The organism is Candidatus Krumholzibacteriota bacterium, from assembly GCA_016931295.1.
Taxonomy (GTDB): domain Bacteria; phylum Krumholzibacteriota; class Krumholzibacteriia; order Krumholzibacteriales; family Krumholzibacteriaceae; genus JAFGEZ01.
In genome coordinates this window covers 50,734-68,012 of sequence record JAFGEZ010000038.1, presented here as the reverse complement: position 1 = coordinate 68,012, position 17,279 = coordinate 50,734, and the positions used below count along the sequence as shown (strand labels likewise).

The 17,279-nt window shown below is 68.2% G+C and carries 10 protein-coding genes and 1 tRNA gene; 7 read left to right on the top strand and 4 right to left on the bottom strand.

Going from position 1 to position 17,279, the window contains the following annotated elements; genetic code table 11:
• Positions 1-16 precede the first annotated feature (16 nt).
• The 3 genes from JW876_10080 to JW876_10070 form a co-directional block, all read right to left on the bottom strand.
• Positions 17-1,642, bottom strand: a complete 1,626-nt coding sequence (locus tag JW876_10080) for an aromatic amino acid lyase (GenBank protein MBN1885853.1) — start codon at positions 1,640-1,642, stop codon at positions 17-19.
• On the bottom strand, positions 1,642-3,075 hold the full coding sequence (gene hisS, locus JW876_10075; protein ID MBN1885852.1) for a histidine--tRNA ligase: 1,434 nt from the start codon (positions 3,073-3,075) through the stop codon (positions 1,642-1,644). Before hisS ends, JW876_10080 begins: the two co-directional genes overlap by 1 nt.
• A gap of 60 nt (positions 3,076-3,135) precedes the next feature.
• Positions 3,136-3,212 (bottom strand) — tRNA-His (locus JW876_10070).
• A 224-nt stretch (positions 3,213-3,436) separates the two neighbouring features.
• Between JW876_10070 and JW876_10065 the strand changes: the two genes are divergently transcribed.
• The 7 genes from JW876_10065 to JW876_10035 all read left to right on the top strand — a co-directional run bounded on the left by JW876_10065 (position 3,437) and on the right by JW876_10035 (position 14,755).
• Complete coding sequence (locus tag JW876_10065; GenBank protein MBN1885851.1) at positions 3,437-4,804, top strand: hypothetical protein; 1,368 nt, start codon at positions 3,437-3,439, stop codon at positions 4,802-4,804.
• Between the two features lie 244 nt (positions 4,805-5,048).
• Entirely contained in the window at positions 5,049-6,185 is a 1,137-nt protein-coding gene (locus JW876_10060) for a hypothetical protein (protein MBN1885850.1), read from the top strand.
• A 64-nt stretch (positions 6,186-6,249) separates the two neighbouring features.
• Positions 6,250-6,732, top strand: coding sequence for a hypothetical protein (locus JW876_10055; protein ID MBN1885849.1), 483 nt, complete (start codon positions 6,250-6,252; stop codon positions 6,730-6,732).
• A 175-nt stretch (positions 6,733-6,907) separates the two neighbouring features.
• Positions 6,908-8,644, top strand: a complete 1,737-nt coding sequence (sppA, locus tag JW876_10050) for a signal peptide peptidase SppA (GenBank protein MBN1885848.1) — start codon at positions 6,908-6,910, stop codon at positions 8,642-8,644.
• A 134-nt stretch (positions 8,645-8,778) separates the two neighbouring features.
• Positions 8,779-10,845: a S9 family peptidase gene (locus JW876_10045; GenBank protein ID MBN1885847.1), complete on the top strand. Its 2,067-nt coding sequence runs from the start codon at positions 8,779-8,781 to the stop codon at positions 10,843-10,845.
• Positions 10,846-10,868: 23 nt separating this feature from the next.
• Entirely contained in the window at positions 10,869-12,578 is a 1,710-nt protein-coding gene (gene ggt / locus JW876_10040) for a gamma-glutamyltransferase (GenBank protein MBN1885846.1), read from the top strand.
• Between the two features lie 245 nt (positions 12,579-12,823).
• Complete coding sequence (locus JW876_10035) at positions 12,824-14,755, top strand: T9SS type A sorting domain-containing protein (GenBank protein ID MBN1885845.1); 1,932 nt, start codon at positions 12,824-12,826, stop codon at positions 14,753-14,755.
• An 82-nt stretch (positions 14,756-14,837) separates the two neighbouring features.
• Here JW876_10035 and JW876_10030 read toward each other — a convergent pair whose 3' ends face one another.
• A complete protein-coding gene (locus JW876_10030) occupies positions 14,838-17,054 on the bottom strand; it encodes a CHRD domain-containing protein (GenBank protein MBN1885844.1) in 2,217 nt (738 codons plus the stop codon).
• Positions 17,055-17,279: the final 225 nt, after the last annotated feature.

Here is a 17,279-nt window from a genome sequence, read left to right as displayed (position 1 = left end):
ACCGGCCGTCCGCGCGTCACTCGCCGGAGAGCCCCGTCAGGGTGCCGGCGCGGACCTCGGCGACAACGGCGTCGATGTCGGTCTTGAGGTAGTGGTCGCCGTCGACGGGCGGCAAAAGCGCGTCGAGGTAGCGGTAGAGGGGCGTCGTCCCCTTCCCGAGCCCCCGGAGTTTCTCGGGGAGCCATCCCTCGCTCATCTGCAGCGCCCGCAGGGCGCAGAGGAGCTCGACCCCGACGATCACCTGCGTGTTGTAGATCACCTTGCCCAGGTGGAGCGCCCCGATCGATCCCATCGACACGAAATCCTCCTGGTTCGCCGACGTCGAGATCGACGTCACCGAGGCGGGCGTCGAGAGGACGCGCGATTCGGCCGCGCGCGCCGCGGCGGCGTACTGGGCGAGCATGAGCCCCGTGTCGCCGGCGGCGGGGTCGGCGGCGAGATCCTGCGGCAGCCCGTAGCTCTGGAACCGGTCGAGCATCGAGAAGGTGCGCTTGTTGGAGAGGAGCCCCGCGGAGGCGAGGGCGAGCTTGAGCAGGTCGAAGGCGACGGCCAGGGGCTGGCCGTGGAAATTGCCACCGCTCACCGAGCGGAAGCGGCCGCGACGGTCGACGGTGACGAGGGGATTGTCGACGGCGCTGTTGATCTCGATCGAGAGGACGTCGCGCAGCGTGTCGATCGCCTCGAGGACCGGGCCGTGCACCTGGGGGACGCAGCGGAAGCTGTAGCGATCCTGGACCCGGACGCGCCCGGTCTCGTGGATGTGGTCGGTATCCGGGCGGGCGTCCTCCTCGCCGTTTCCCCAGCGGTAGCGCTGGGAGACGGCGGTCATCCGGCGGGAGCCGGCGACGAGCCTGCGGATCGCGGCGGCCGTCCGCTTCTGGCCGGGATGGGGGCGCGCGTTGTGGATCAGCGTGGCGAAGGCGTCCTTCTCGCCGCGGATCGCCTCGAGCGAGAGCGCGGCGGCCGCGGTCGCCGTCTCCATGAGGCGCTCGGCGTCGCGCAGGGCGAAGATGCCGAGGGCTGCCATGAAGGTCGTCCCGTTGGTGATCGCCATCGCCTCCTTGGCGCCGAGGCGGATCGGCTCGAGCCCGGCCGCCTCGAGGGCCCGCCGCGCGCTCATCCGCCTGCCTTCGTGGTAGGCCTTCGCCTGCGGCAGGCCGAGCATCACCGCGCCGACCATCGCCAGCGGGACGAGATCGCCGCTCGCCCCCACCGAGCCCTCCTCGAGGATCTCGGGGACGACGTCGCGGTTTATCATCTCGAGCATGAGCCGGCAGGTCTCCGGGCGCACCCCCGAATGCCCCTTCGCGAAGGAGTTGAGACGGACGACGAGCATCGCCCTGGCCGCCTCGACGGAAATCGGCCGGCCGGTGGCGCAGTTGTGCGCCTTGATGTAGCGCTCCTGGTACTCCTCGAAGGCGGCGGGGGAGATGTCGGTGTCCTTGAGATCGCCGCATCCCACGTTGATCCCGTACATCCGGATGTCGGGCCGCTCGACGAGCTGGCGTTCGAGACCCTGCCGGAACCGGGCGATCTTCGTTTCCACGCCCCTCGCGAAAACCGCCCGTTTGCGCCCGGCGGCGATGTCCAGGACGTCCTCGATCGCCAGGCTCTTCCCGTCGAGATGCACCGTGTCGCTCATCAGTCCTCTCTCCGTTCCGTTCGGGCCGACAGCATCCGCCGGATCTCGGCGACCATCTTTGTTTGCTTCACCGTGACCTGGCCGACCTTCTTCTCCACCCACTCGCTGCGCTCCTCGATCTCGACGGTCGTCTCCTTGATCACGCGCAGGTCCTTGATCGAGACCTCGCCGCGCTCGAACTCGTTCGAGCCGGCGATGACCGCCACGGGGATCATCTGCCGGTCGGCGTACTTGAGCTGCTTGCCGATCGATTTCTGGTTGCCGAGGTAGAGCTCCGTGTTGAATCCCGCCCGGCGGAGCTCGACGGCGATCGTTCCGTAGCGGACGATCTCCTTCCGGTCCATCACCGTCACGATGACGTCGGCGGTCGAGGGTTTCATTTCGATCAGGCCGGCCGTCTGCATCGCCGAGAAAAGCCGGTCGACGCCGATCGAGGCGCCGGTGGCCGGCGTTCGCTCGCCGGTGAATACCTCGATGAGCCCGTCGTAGCGGCCGCCGCCCATGACCGAGCCGAAACGCTCGAGCTTCGCGTCCGTCAAAACGGCCTCGAAGACGGGCCCCGTGTAGTAGTCGAGGCCGCGGGCGATCGACGGATCGACGACGACGCGCTCGTCGGCGATCCCCATCGCCGTGAGGAAGCGGTCGATGTCGGCGAGGTCGGCGACCCCGGTGTCGGCCCCCTCGGCGTCCCCCAGCATCGCCCGCACCTCGTCGATCGTGGCGGCGCGCGTCTCGCCGCGGATGGCGAGGAAGCGCTCGATCGTGGCGATCCGCTCGTCGCCGAGGCCGAGGCCCTCGATCACGGCGCCGGATTCGTCGGTGCGGCCCGGGCCGAGCTCGAGCTTGACGTTCTCGATCCCCTGCTTGTCGAGCTTGTCGATGATCCTGAGCACCGGCTTCACCATGCCGGCGTCGAGCCCGAGGAGCGCGACGAGCGCGTTCATCACGTTGCGGCTGCTGTAGCGGATACGGAATGCGAGGCCCAGGGCCTCGAGACAGTCGTGCATCGCCGCGACGATCTCGGCGTCGGCCGCGCGGGAGGTCGCGCCGACCGTGTCGATGTCGAACTGCAGGAACTCGCGGAAGCGCCCCGGGTCGGGCTTGTCGTAGCGCCAGACGGGCTGCACCTGGTAGCGCTTGAAGGGCCGCGGCAGGTCGCGGTGCTCGGCGACGACGCGCGAGAGGGGCGCGGTGAGGTCGAAGCGCAGGCCGACGTCGGCGCCGTCGGGGTCGGTGAAGAGGTAGATCTGCTTGCTCGCCTCCTCGCCGTAGCCGAGGAGCACGTCGCGGTGCTCGAGGGCGGGCGTCGACAGGGGCACGAAGCCGTAGCGCTCGTAGATCCGCCTGATGGTCGAGATGATCCGTTCGCGGGCCAGCATCTCACCGGGAAGCAGGTCCCGGAACCCTTTCAGCGCTGCGGCGTTCACGGCCATGGGGCGGACTCCTTGACGGGATTATGGCGGGGAGCCGGTTGCAACGAGTCGTAAAAAAGATGGTACCGGGGACGGGGGTCGAACCCGTGACCTCCTGATCCACAGTCAGGCACTCTAGCCATCTGAGCTACCCCGGCACACCCGTGTAGAATATGGGCGAAACAGCCGCACAGTCAACGGTTTTCTCCCCGGCGGCGCGTCCGCGGGAAACGAACGCGGACGCGGACCCCGGGGGCCGGGCGACCGGCCGCCGTCAATCGGCGCATTGCTTTCGGGGACGGGTTCTGGTACGATCATTCCCGGTTCGCCGCCGCTTCTCCGGCGGCGGCAGGGGAAGAGAACGCAGATCATGGAGGGGCATATGCGGAACGCATGGACTCGCGCGGCGCTCGTCGCGGCGTGCGTCGCGTCGATGGCCGTCGTCGCCGCGGCGCGGCAGACCGGCGTCGGCGGCGAAAAGGCGCGCGGCACACGGAAATACGACGACTACGAGAAGCCGAAGACCTGCCGGCAGTGCCACGTCGACATCTACGAGCAGTGGACCCAGTCGCTCATGTCGCAGGCCTACACGCACCACTGGGACGAGATCGAGTACTTCGGGCTCGCCGTCCGCCACGCCGAGCGCGATCCCGAATTCGCCGACGTCCAGGCGGGATGCAACGGTTGCCACACGCCGATCGCCTACCTCGCCGGCGACGTGCCGCCCCCGCGCCCCGAGGAGGGGAGCCGGGCGAACGAGTCGGTCTCCTGCGACTTCTGCCACACGGTGGTCGGGCGCACGGGCGACCCCTCGGTCAATTTCAACTGGATCTCCGAGCCGGGACGCGTCAAATACGGCAACCGCGAGGGGGTCGTGAGCCCCCACCACGAGACGCGCTACCTCGATTTCGTGCGCTCGGCCGACTATTGCGGCACCTGCCACAACGAGATGTCCCCCTTCGGGGTCTGGGTGAAATCGACCCAGCTCGAGTGGAAGGAGGGGCCCTACGCCGCCGAGGGTGTTCCCTGCCACGTCTGCCACATGCCCCGCGCTCCCGGCCGGAACGCCAACACCGCCCGCGAGCCGCACCCCGACGTCGCCCAGCACCTCTTCCACGGCGCGCACGACGCCGGCAAGGTCCGCGGGTCGATCGAGGTGCGGATGCACCCCGACGTCCGCGAGCTCTTCCCCGGCGACCGGTGCGTGATCACCGTGCAGCTCTTCAACCAGAAGTGCGGTCACAAGGTGCCCTCCGGCTCGGCCGAGGAGCGCCAGCTCTGGCTCCACGTCGAGGCAATCGACGACGCCGGCAGAATCTACCATCTGCCGGTCGACCGGAAGGGATTCGAGGGCGAGGAGCAGACGATCGCGAGCAACGAGCTCGTCTACAGGGACATCGGGTTCATGATCGGCGACGACGCATTCGCCGGGCTGCCGCGGGACTCCCTCCCCGAGGGCGACCGCGTCTTCTGCCTGCCCTATTTCGACCGGGAGGGGCGGCGGACGATCGCGCAGTGGAACACGGCGAGCCAGGGCGTCGACTACCGGATCGGTCCCCGCGAGACGAAGATCGAGACCTACACCTGGACGATCCCCGACGAGGTCGAGCCGGGCCGGGTCCGGTTCCGCGCGACCCTCCGGTACCGGCGGCTCGTCGCATCGGTGGCCGATTTCCTCGGCGTGCCTCCCGACGAGAAGGAGCCGATCGTCGTCAACCGCGCCGAGACCTGGGTGGAGGTCTGGGACTGACCGAGCCGCGGGGTGTCGTCGATCCGGCAAACGGGGGCGATCCCGACGCGGCGGCGCGTTCCGGGCGGACCGGGTTCCGGGAAATCGTGCTTGGCCGCCCTCCCCGCTCCTGCTATGATGGGCCGTCGGCCGTCCGCGGCGGCGGCCGGTCCGGCTCTCGCTTTTTCACAGGGGGATTCACATGCATCGACTCTCGACCAGGCCGGCCGGCGGCGTCGCTTTCGCGGCGCTCCTCGCCGTCGGGCTGACGGTCCTCGCGCCCGGCGAGGCAGGCGCGATCCCGGCCTTCGCGCGCAAGTACCGGATGTCCTGCACGACTTGCCACGCCCCGGTCCCGCGCCTCAAGGCCTTCGGGGAGGAGTTCGCCGGGAACGCCTTCCGGCTCGAGGGGCAGGAGCCGGCTCGCGAGTTCCTCGACACCGGCGACGACCTGCTCACCCTCCACCGCGCTCTGCCGCTGGCCGTCCGCTTCGACGCCTACGCCTCCTACACCGACGCCGACGACGGGGATTTCGCGGACCTCGAGACTCCCTACGGGATCAAGCTCCTGACCGGCGGCAACCTCTCCGAGCACATCGGTTTCTATTTCTACTTCTACATGAACGAGCGTGGCGAGGTCGCCGGCATCGAGGACGCCTACCTGCATTTCAACAATCTCTTCGGCGTCGAGTTCGACGCGATGGTCGGGCAGTTCCAGGCCTCCGACCCGCTCTTCAAGCGGGAGCTGCGCCTGACCTTCGAGGACTACGAGTGCTACAAGTTCCGCGTGGGGGACAGCCCCACCAACCTCACCTACGACCGCGGCGTCATGATGACGTACGGCACGGGATTCGGCACCGACGTCGTCGTCGAGGTGGTGAACGGCAACGGCAAGGGGGAGGCCGTCGACGGGCTCTTCGACGAGGACGACTGGAAGAACGTGCTTTTGCGGCTCTCGCAGGGCGTCGGCCCGGTCCGAGCCGGGGGATTCGGCTACCTCTGCAAGTCGGTCCGGGGAACCGGCGGCGGGAACGTCGACAACGAGCACTACTACTGGGGCGTCGACGGCACCGTCGACGCGGGCGAGAAGTTCCAGGTGAACGCGCAGTACCTGCAGCGCCACGACGACAACCCCTTCTTCTTCTCCGTGTCCCCGGTCGGGATCGACACCAAGGCCCTCATGGTCGAGGCGATCCTCGCGCCCCGCGGAGAACTCGGCCGGGAATTCGTCACCTTCCTGGTCAACTGGATCGACTCGGACATCGCGGGGCTCGACTACGAGAGCTACACGTTGAGCTTCAGCTACCTGCTGAAACGCAACCTTCGCCTGCTGGCCGAAGGCACCTACGAGGCGGAAGACGAGCGAACGCGGCTCGTCGGGGGATTCGTATCGGCCTTCTGACCCTCGCCGCGGCCGATTTGGCCGCGCGCGACGCACTGACACGAATGGACGGAGGAGGAATACGATGAGCAAGATCCTTCAGCCCGGCGAGATCGTCGAGATCGGCATCGAGAAGGAGAGGAAGCGCCGCGATTTCTACGCGCTCGCCGCCGAGCGCTTCAAGGACAAGACCCCCCTCGCGGAGCTGTTCGGCAAGCTCCGCGACTGGGAGGAGTCCCACATCGAGCGGTTCACGGCGATACGGGACACGGTGGCGCACGCGACCTACGCCGAGTCGTACGGCGGCGAGATGGAGGCCTACATGCAGGCCGTCGTCGAGAGCGAGCTCTACCGGGAGATGACGCCGGAGGAGTTCGCCGGGATCATCAAGACGCCGGCCGACGCCCTCGACAAGGGAATCGGGTTCGAGAAGGACGCGATCCTCTTCTTCAGCGGCCTTTCCGGCTTTCTCGACGAGAAGGGGCAGGCGGTCGTCAAGAAGCTCATCGCCGAGGAGCAGCAGCACATGCTTTTCCTCTTCGAGATGAAGAAGGAGCTGGCCGGCTGAATCGCCGAGGCAGCCGGCGTCGAGTCGCCGCAACTTTCCGCCCCGGCGGGCCGTATTCAGTGGCAACGACGGTAGAGGCCGGGGTGGGTGCGCCGGACCGGCGGCCTCGTCCCCGGCCCCCTTCGTGCCGCGCGGATCATCCATTCAACGCGTTTCGATTCCGGAGGTGCAGACGGTGAAATCCTTTTTCCGTGCCTTTCTCGCGTCCTTCCTGGCGATCGTCGTGGTCATCCTCGTCGTCGTCGGCGTGGTCGCGTCGAAGGCGAACGAGAAGTCGAAGATCGAGGACCACTCCTGGCTCGTCATCGACATCTACGGCGACGTGACCGAGTTCGACCCGCCCGGCGGGATACTGTCAGAGGTCATGGGAGGCAAGCCGGAGACCCTTCAGCGCATCCTCTCGAATCTCGAGAAGGTGCGCCACGACGACCGCATCGACGGCGTCATCCTGAAGCTCTCCTCGGCGAACAACCTCGGGGCCGCCAAGATGGAGGAGATCCGCGGGGCGGTCGGCGCGGTCAGGGCCTCCGGCAAGAAGGTCTATGGCTGGGCCGATTCGATGGACCGGGGCACCTACTACCTCGCCGCGGCCTGCGACTCGATCTACATGCCGCCGACCGGGTACATCCAGTTCCTCGGCTTCTACCGCGGATCCATCCACGCGAAGTCGATGCTCGAGAAACTCGGCATCAACCCGAACGTCCACAAGATCAAGGACTACAAGTCGGCCGCGGAGATGGTCACCCGCACCGACATGTCCGGCCCGGCGCGCGAGAACGACATGTGGATGCTCGACGAGTACTGGGACATGTACGTCTCGGCGATCGAGGCCGATCGCGGCATCACCGAGCTGGAACTCGTCGAGATCATGAACCACGCCCAGTTCCTCCCCGAGGCGGCCGTCGAATTCGGTCTCGTCGACCGGCTGCTCTACTGGGACGAGCTCGATGCGATGCTCAGGCAGGAGGACGACGAGAAGCTGAACGTCGTCTCGCAGGGCCGGTACGCCGACGAGGAGCCGAAGGATCTCGGCTTCAACGACGGAAAGAAGAAGATCGTCGTCATCCACGCGCAGGGGATGATCGGCGGGCGGGTCAACAAGGTGGATCCGCTCTTCGGCATCATGATGGGCCACGAGACGATCAACGCCGAGTTTCGTCGCGCGCGGCGCGACGAGGACGTCGCGGCGATCGTATTCCGCGTGGACAGCGGCGGCGGCGAGAGTCTGGCGAGCGATCTCATGAGCCGCGAGGCCGACATCACGGCAGACGAGAAGCCGGTCGTCGTCTCGATGGTCGACGTGGCCGCCTCGGGCGGCTACATGATCTCCTACCGGGCGAGCCGCATCGTGGCCGATCCGACGACGCTCACCGGCTCGATCGGCTCGATCTCGATGAAGTTCAACATGAAGGGCTTCTTCGAGAAGCTCGGCATCACCGCCGACGCGGCCACGAAGGGCCCGCACGCCCTGATGTGGTCCTCCTTCAGCGATTTCACCGAGGAGGAGTGGGACATCTTCACGAAGGACCACTGGAAAGGCTTCAACGCGTGGCTCGCCGATGTCGCCGACCGCCGCGGGATGACCTTCGAGGAGGCCGAGAAGCTCGCCCACGGCCGCGTGTGGACGGGACGCCAGGCGAAAAAGAACGGCCTCGTCGACGAGCTCGGCGGCCTCGACCGCGCGATCGAGATCGCCCGCGAGATGGCCGAGATCCCCGGGGACGAGGAAGTGACGGTCGAGCACTGGCCGAAGAGGAAGGGCCTGCTCGAGTCGATCACGAGCGGGCAGGGATCCCTCTCGGCCGTGACCCGCTACGTCGTCTGGCGGATGATCCGCACCGACGTGGCCGAGACGTGGCGCACGGTCGCCGAGGGGCGGCTCGACGCCCTGGCCACCGTTCCCGCCGAATAGACGCGGCGCGATACGATGCATCTCGCACGGGGCGGCGCCCGGCAGGGCGCCGCCCCGTTTCTGCGCCGGTTGACAGGGCGTCGCCCGGGGGGTAGGCTCTCCGGGTCGATATCAGTTCGTGCAAGGAGGACATCGTGAGACATCGTCTGTTGCGTCTCGTCGCGCCGTGCGTCGCGATCGCCGTCTTCTCGACAGCCGCATTCGCTGCCGACACACGGCCGATCACCGCCACCGATCTCTGGGAACTCGACCGCATCGGATCGCTCGCCGTCTCGCCGGACGGTCGCCTCGCGGCGGTCGTCGTCACCGAATACGACGTCGAGAAGAACGAGGGCCGGGGGGACATTTGGCTCGTCGCCACCGACGGCTCGGGCATCCGCCGCTTCACGACGGGGCCGACGACCGAGGGCTCGCCCGCGTGGAGCCACGACGGCAGCCTGCTCGCCTTCACGGCGAAGCGCGAAGGGGAGAAGGCGCAGATACACGTCATCCCGCGTGGCGGCGGCGAGGCGCGCGCCGTGACCGACATGCCGCTCGGCGCCTCGAGCCCGCGCTGGCTCCCCGGCGGACGCCGCATCGTCTTCGTCTCGCAGGTGCTTCCCGGCTGGGAGGCCGATCTCGACTCGATGAAGGCCGAGATCGACCGCCGCGCGGAGAGCAGGGTGACGGCGATACGGACGGAGGACCGCTTCTACCGCTACTGGGACCACTGGTTGACCGACGGATACGTGCCGCATCTCTTCGTCGTCGATGTCGAGACGGGAACGACCGTCGACCTCATGCCCAACTGGGACCGACTCTGCTCCTCCGGGGGGATCGACTTCGACGTCGCCCCGGCGGGCGAGGAGATCGCCTTCAGCGCCTTCCGGCACGGCTCGCCCTACGACTCGCTCGAGGCGGACGTCTACCTCCTCGACATCGGTCGCCCCGGCGCCTGGGAGAACATCACCGCGGCGAATCCCGCCGACGACTTCTCGCCGTACTACACGCCGGACGGCAGGTACATCCTCTACGGCGCACAGAAGACGATCGGCTTCTACGCCGACCGCACGCGCCTCGTCCGCTACGATCGCCATAGCGGCGAACGGACGCTTCTCGCCGAAGCGTTCGACCGGTCTCCCGCCGGCTGGCGCACCGACGCGAAGGGGCGCACCGTCTTCTTCGGCGCCGAGGACCGCGCGATGACCTCGATCTTCTCCGTGCCCGTCGGGGGCGGCGCGGTGAAGGAGGTCTTCCGCGGCGGAACGAACGCGTCGGTTCATCCGCTTCCCGGCGGCCGTCTCGTCTTCCTGCACCAGGATCTCTCCCAACCGGCCACGGTCTGCGCCGTCGGGGAAAACGGGACGGGTTTCGTCGATCTGACCGGGGAGATCAACGGGGCCGTCCTGGCCGGCATCGAATGGGCCGAGGTCGAGGACGTCACCTACGCGGGGTGGGGGGAGGAGGACGTGCAGATGTTCGTCCTTTTGCCGCCGGGATTCGATCCGTCGAGGAAATGGCCGCTCCTCGTCCTCGTACACGGGGGGCCGCACGGCACCTTCGGCGACTTCTTCCACTACCGCTGGAACGCGCAGGCTTTCGCCGCGCCGGGCTACGTGACGGCCTGCGTCAACTTCCACGGCTCGTCGAGCTTCGGGCAGGACTACACCGACGCCATCACCGGCGAGCACGGCCGCAAGCCGTACGAGGACGTCATGCGGGCCGTCGACCTGCTCGTCGCTCGCGGCTACGTGGACGAGTCCAGGATGGCGGTGGCCGGCGGCTCGTACGGCGGCTACCTGGTCAGCTGGATCGGCACGCAGACCGACCGCTTCGCCTGCATCATCAACCACGCCGGCGTCTTCGACCTCTGCGTGCAGTTCGGGAGCGACATCACCCACGGGCGGGAGCGATCCTACGGCGGACAACCGTGGGACGGTCTCGAGAACATCCTGCGCTGGAGCCCGGCGCACCACATGGAGCGCTACGTCACGCCGACCCTCGTCGTCCACGGCGAGAAGGACTACCGCGTGCCGATCGGCAACGGGCTCGAGTGCTACGGGATGCTCAAGGCGAAAGGGGTGCCGGCCCGGCTCGTCTACTTCCCCGACGAGAACCACTGGGTTTTGACGGCGCAGAACTCGATCTGCTGGTACGGCGAGTTCCACGCCTGGCTCGAGCGCTGGATCGGCGCGGGACCGGGCGGGGAGGGAAGATCATGAAGAACGTTCTCCAGGGATGCCTGATGCTTCTGGCGACGCCGGCCTTCGCCGCCGCGCTTCTCGCCGTCCTCATGCCGGAGGAGGCGGGCGCCTTCGACCGGGTGACCGGCCGCATGGACGCCTCCCGCTCGGCGGTGATCGCCCGCCACGGGATGGTCTGCGCCGCGCAGCCGCTGGCCGTCCAGATCGGCGTCGACATCCTCCAGAAGGGCGGGAGCGCCGTCGACGCGGCGATCGCGGTGAACGCGGCCCTCGGTCTCATGGAGCCGGTGGCGAACGGCGTGGGGGGCGACCTCTTCGCAATCGTCTGGGATGCGGAGTCGAAGCGCCTCTACGGCCTCAACGCGAGCGGCCGCGCCCCGCGGCTCCTCACGATCGACGAGGTGAGGAAACGGGGATACGACGAGTACATCCCCTACACCGGCGTTCTTCCGCAGACCGTTCCCGGCTGCGTCGACGGCTGGTTCGAGCTGCACAAGCGCTTCGGCCGTCTTTCGATGGAGGAGATCCTCGCCCCGGCGATCCGTTACGCGGAGGAGGGCTTCCCCGTCACCGAGGTGATCGCCCACTACTGGGAGCTCGGCGGACGGCGACTGCAGGGCGAGCCGAACTTCGCCGCCACCTATCTCCCCGGCGGCCGCGCGCCGCGGACGGGGGAGATATTCAGCAATCCGGACCTCGCCCGCACCCTCCGCCTGATCGCCGCCGGCGGGCGCGACGCCTTCTACCGCGGAAAGATCGCCCAAACGATCGACGCCTTCATGAAGCGGATCGGCGGGTACATCCGGCTCGACGACCTCGCCGCGCACGCGTCGACCTGGGTCGAGCCCGTCTCGACCTCGTACCGCGGCTGGGACGTGTGGGAGCTTCCCCCGAACGGCCAGGGGATCGCCGCCCTCCAGATGCTGAACGTCCTCGAGGGCTACGATCTCGCGGCGATGGGTCCCGAGAGCGCCGACTGGCTCCATGTCCTCGTCGAGGCGAAGAAGCTCGCCTTCGAGGACCGCGCCCGTTTCTACGCAGATCCCGATTTCGTCGACATCCCCGTCGGCAGACTGATCTCGAAGGAATACGCGGCGGAGCGCCGCGCACTGATCGACCCCGGCCGGGCGGCGCGCGAGTACGAGCCGGGCGACGTCCGCCTCGAGAGCGGCGAGACGACCTACCTCTGCGTCGCCGACGCCGACCGCAACTTCGTCTCCCTCATCCAGAGCAACTACGCGGGATTCGGCTCGGGGCCCGTCCCCGACGGCCTCGGCTTCTGCATCCAGGACCGCGGCGCCCTCTTCAATCTCGACCCGGCGCATCCCAACGCCCTCCAGCCGGGCAAGCGCCCCTTCCACACGATCATCCCCGCGATGGTCACGCGCGACGGCGGGCCCGTCTTCGCCTTCGGGGTGATGGGTGGCTCGATGCAGCCGCAGGGGCATGTACAGATCCTCTGCAACATCATCGACTTCGGGATGGGGATCCAGGAGGCGGGGGACTACCCGCGGATCAGGCACATCGGCTCCTCGCAGCCGACCGGGCAGGTCATGCGCGACGGCGGCCGCGTGGCCGTCGAGGCGGGCGTGCTTCCCGAGCTCGTCCGCGCCCTCGTCGACCGCGGGCACGCCGTGGTGCGCGAGAGCGGCGGGTTCGGCGGCTACCAGGGGATCTGGTGGGACCGCGAGCGGGACGTCCTCGTCGGCGGCACGGAGAGCCGCAAGGACGGCTGCGCGGCGGGGTACTGATTTCTCCGCGGCAAAACAGGGGGGACGGGCCGCATTATGGCTTGCATCTGATAAGACAAATGGGCATATTCGACGTGTGAGCGTTCCTGAGGGACGGCGGACATGTCCGCCGTCGCGTGCGAGACCCCCCCGATCGACCGCGCTTTCGATATTTCCCTTTGACGATAGATGCCACGGGTACGGCCGTTCCCGGAATCGGAACGATTCCCGCCGTGCCCGCGCGGGTCGTTGCAAGGAGGGGTGTCATGTCGAATCGTTTCGCGTTCATGATCGTTCTCGCGGTCTTCGCGGTCTGTTCCGCCGCCTCGCCCGCGGAGGCGTTCGTCGTCGACGGCCTGCCCGTCTGCGACGCCGCCGGCAGCCAGGATCAGCACCGCGCCGTCAGCGACAACGGGGGCAACACGATCGTCGTCTGGCGTGACGGCCGGAACACGTCGACCGGGTACGACATCTACGCGCAGAAGATCGACGGGGACGGGAACGCGCTGTGGACGGCCGGGGGCGTGCCGGTCTGCACGGCGGCCCGCGACCAGGACCTGCCCAGGATCGCCCTGTCGAGCGACGGAGGAGTCGTCATCGTCTGGCGCGACCGGCGGGCGCTCGAACTCGACATCTACGCGCAGAAGATCAGTCTGTTCGGGTTCCCGATGTGGGGGGCGAACGGCGTTCCCGTCTGCGCCGCTGCAGGCGACCAGGAGTGCCCGTACCTGGCGGCCGATCCCGCGGGTGGCGCTTTCGTCGCCTGGGAGGACGGGCGCGGCGACGACCGGCAGATCTACGTCCAGCGCGTCGGCGCGAACGGCTCGCCTCGCTGGGCGGCCGACGGCGTGCTCCCGCTGCCCCTTGAAGGGCAGGATTGCCGTCGTCCCCGCATCGTCGGCTCGCTCTCCTCGGGGGCGATCGTAACGTTCTCCACCGACTCGGGCGCATACGGCTCGATGATCCTCGCGGTCTCGATCGATGGCGACGGCGCACGGCAGGTCGATACGCCGATCGTCCACATGTTCGCGAACGGGATGACCTACGAGGCCGCTTCCGACGGGGAGGGAGGTCTCATCACCGTCTGGCAGGATTCGAGGCACGGCGGAAGCGACCTGTACGCGGGGCGTATTCTCGCAAGCTGCGTCGGCAGCTGGGAGGCGGCCGTCTGCACGGCGGCCGGGACCGAGGTCTCCCCGCGGATCGTCTCCGACCGCGCGGGAGGCGCGATCGTCGCCTGGCAGGACGCCCGTGACGGCAATGCCGTCTATGCGCAGCGGCTGTACGCGGGCGGCGGCGTCTGGCGGGCGAACGGCGTCAGGGTCTGCTCGAACGCAGCGGACCAGTACAGCCCGGCCGTGTGCGCGACGTCCGCGGGGGATTTCGTGGTGGCCTGGTTCGATAACCGGAACGGCGACGGCGACATCTTCGCGCAGAGTCTCGACGGATACGGGTACGTCCGGTGGTCGCCGCTCGGCGTTCCCGTCTGCCTGGCCTCGGGCAACCAGCTCGACCCCGGGATCGTGCAGGGAAGCAGCGGTTCGGCCGTCGTCGTGTGGCGGGATTTCCGGGAGAACGCGGAGATCTGCGATCTCTACTCGGTGAGGATCGACGAGTCCGGAGACCCGGTGGCCGCCTTCCTCGAGGGCTTCAGCGCCGCGCCCGGCGGCGGAGGGATCGAGATCTCGTGGACCCTCTCCGAGCGGATCGATGGCGCCGCCTTCGTCGTCCGGCGGGTGACCGGCGACGCGGGAGACTGGGCGGCGATTCCCGATGCGACGATAGGCCTCGATGACAGGACGTACCGCCTCGTCGACACGTCCTGCGAGCCGGGGCGCTCCTACCGCTACGGCGTCGAAATCGTCGAAGACGGATCGGCGCGGGTCCTCTTCGAGACCGGCGCCGTCGCCATGCCCGCCGCGATCCTCGCGCTCGGGCAGAACGCGCCCAACCCCTTCAACCCGGCGACGACGATCTTCTATTCGTTGCCCGATCGCATGCCGGTGGCGCTCGACGTCTACGACGCCGCAGGCAGGCTCGTCGTCCGTCTCGTCGATGGCGTCGAGCCGGCAGGAAAACGGTCGGTCGTCTGGACGGGGATGAACGCCGCGGGCATTCCCGTGCCCTCGGGCGTCTACTTCTACCGCCTCTCGGCGGGCAAGAACCGTATCTCGAGGAAGATGGTCCTCATGCGGTGATTCCCTTTTCGCCGGGACGCGGAACGGCCGGCGGCGCCGAGGGCGCCGCCGGCCGCCGAAGCGAAGCGACCGAAGCTTCGACTCACCTGATGACGAGCATCTTTCTCGTTTCCGAGATCGATCCCATCTTCAGTCGATAGAAGTAGACGCCCGAGGGGATGCCGTTCGCCTCGAAAAGGACATCGTGGCCGCCGACCGGCAGGAAACCGTCGACGAGGGTCGCCACGGTGCGTCCGGCGACGTCGTAGATTCTGAGCTGCACCCGCCCGGCGGCGGCGAGCTCGAAGTGGATCGTCGTCGTCGGGTTGAAGGGGTTCGGCCGGTTCTGGGCGAGGGCGATCCGTCCTCCCGCCGCCGGGCGGGAAGGCCCGATCGGGCCGTCGGTCGGCGGCGCCGCGGGCGGAAGCTCGATCACCGTGCCGTCCGGCAATGCGGCGAAGAGCCCGAAACCGGGGCCGTCGCCGTTCGCCGCCGGGTCGAGGAAGCCGCTGGCGAAGACGGCCGCGGCGCCGCCGCCGAGACCGGAAAGATCGGCGAGGAAACTCGCCACGATCACGGTATCGGTCAGCCCCGGCGTGATGTCGAGGACGTAGGAGGCGGGACCGACCGTGAGGTAATCGGTGATGTCGCCGTATGCCGCGTCATCGACGAGACGGCCGACGTCGCGGGCGTACACGTCGACGGTGGGCGCGTCGGTCGAGCCGTGCAAAACGAAGAAGTCGACCTGCGCCGGATCGGCGGCCGCCTCGCGCGCCTCTTCCTTCACGAAGAGGATGAAGCCGGTCTCGCGCCCATCGGGATTCGCGGCGAAGGCGGCCGGATCGAGCACGCCGTTCGCGACGGCGATGTAGGCGCCTAGCGCGCGCAAACTGACGTCGAAGGTGGCGATCGCATCGCCCGCCGTCGTGCTCGTCGGGGGCGCCACGCCGATCGCGAGGGGCACCTCGCCCGGCACGTCGACGAAGGGCGTCGCCGTGCGGAAGGCGAAATCGTCGAGAAGCAGCGCGCCGTTCACCCAGACGTCCACCGTATCCGCGCCCGAATCGGCGGCGTTGTGTATCACCTGGAGCCTGGCGAGGGAGGCCGGCAACTCGATCACCGTTCCGTCCGGCAGGGCGGCGAAGAGACCGAAGCCGGGGCCGCCGCCGTTCGCGGACGGGTCGAAGAACCCGCTGGCGAAGACGACCGCCGCGCCGCCGCCGAGGCCGCCGAGATCGGCGATGTAGCTCGCAACGACGGGGGTGTCCGATCCCCCCGGCGTGATGTTGACGACGTATGTCTGTGCGTTGACCTCGAGGTAGCCGGTCATGTCGCCGTAGGCGGCGTCGTCGACGAGACGGCCGACGTCGCGTGCGTAGACGTCCACGGTGGGTGCGTCGGTCGAGCCGTGCAGGACGAAGAGATCGACCATCGCCGCGCAGGAGGCCGCCTCGCGCGCGCCGGCCTTGACGAAGAGGGTGAAACCCGTCTCGCGGCCGTCGGGGTTGGCGGCGAAGGCGGCAGGGTCGAGCACGCCGTTCGCGACGGCCACGTACGAGGTCCACGGATCGAGCGTGACGTCGAACGTGGCGATGGCATCGCCGGCGCACATGCTCGTCGGCGGCGCCACGCCGATCGAGAGGGGCACCTCTGCTGGCACGACGACGAAGGGCGTCGCCGTGCGGAAGGCGAAGTCGTCGAGGAGCAGCGCGCCGTTCACCCACACGTCGACCAGGCCGGCCGCCGGGTCGGCGGCGTTGTGGACGACCTGGAGGCGCGCCAGCTTCGGCGGCAGGGTGCCGCGAAGGGTGATCTGTCCGCGGATCTCGCCGCCCGGGTGCCCGTCGGTGTGGACGTTGACGTAGGCGTTCCCCGCCTCGATCTCCTCGATGAGGCGGTGGAGGGGCTCGCCCGCGAGCCGGCCGCCGAGATCGGCGGCCGTGATGACGCCGCGCGCGACATTGCCGTTGATCCGTCCGCCCCCGGAGGGCATCGGGCCGTAGAGCGTGACGACCGGCAGGCCGTTCTCGCCCTTCATGCCGAGGTGGATGTGAGCCGCCGTCACGTTCTCGATCGAGTTCAGGACGAGATGGTAACAGAGCTCTTCCCAGTTCGCGTCGAGGTGGGCGACGAAGTTGCCGTGCGCCTTCGTCGAGACCGGCGGCACCTCCTCGTAGCCGCGGATTTTCGCCTTGAAGACGTGATCGTACTTCTCGCAGTAGCACTCGCAGTCGTGACCGTCATCGCCGGCGCGAGCCGGCGCCGACGGCAAAACGACGAGCGCGGCGAAAAGCAATACGACGATGGAATATCCCCGCATGTCGTTCCCCCTTGGTGGAAAATGGAACCAATCGACTTTTCATTGATTTATGCTCGAATACGATAATCATTATAAACTGTATCGGCATGGGTGTAAACCCCTAATGTTTACTGTACGAGTCGGAAATATGTGGGGATTGAGATATCGCACGAGCCGCCTATATCTGTAGTATATGTCGAAACGGCCGATCGGCACAGGGGCGCGGCGCGGAATTCCCGCCGCGGC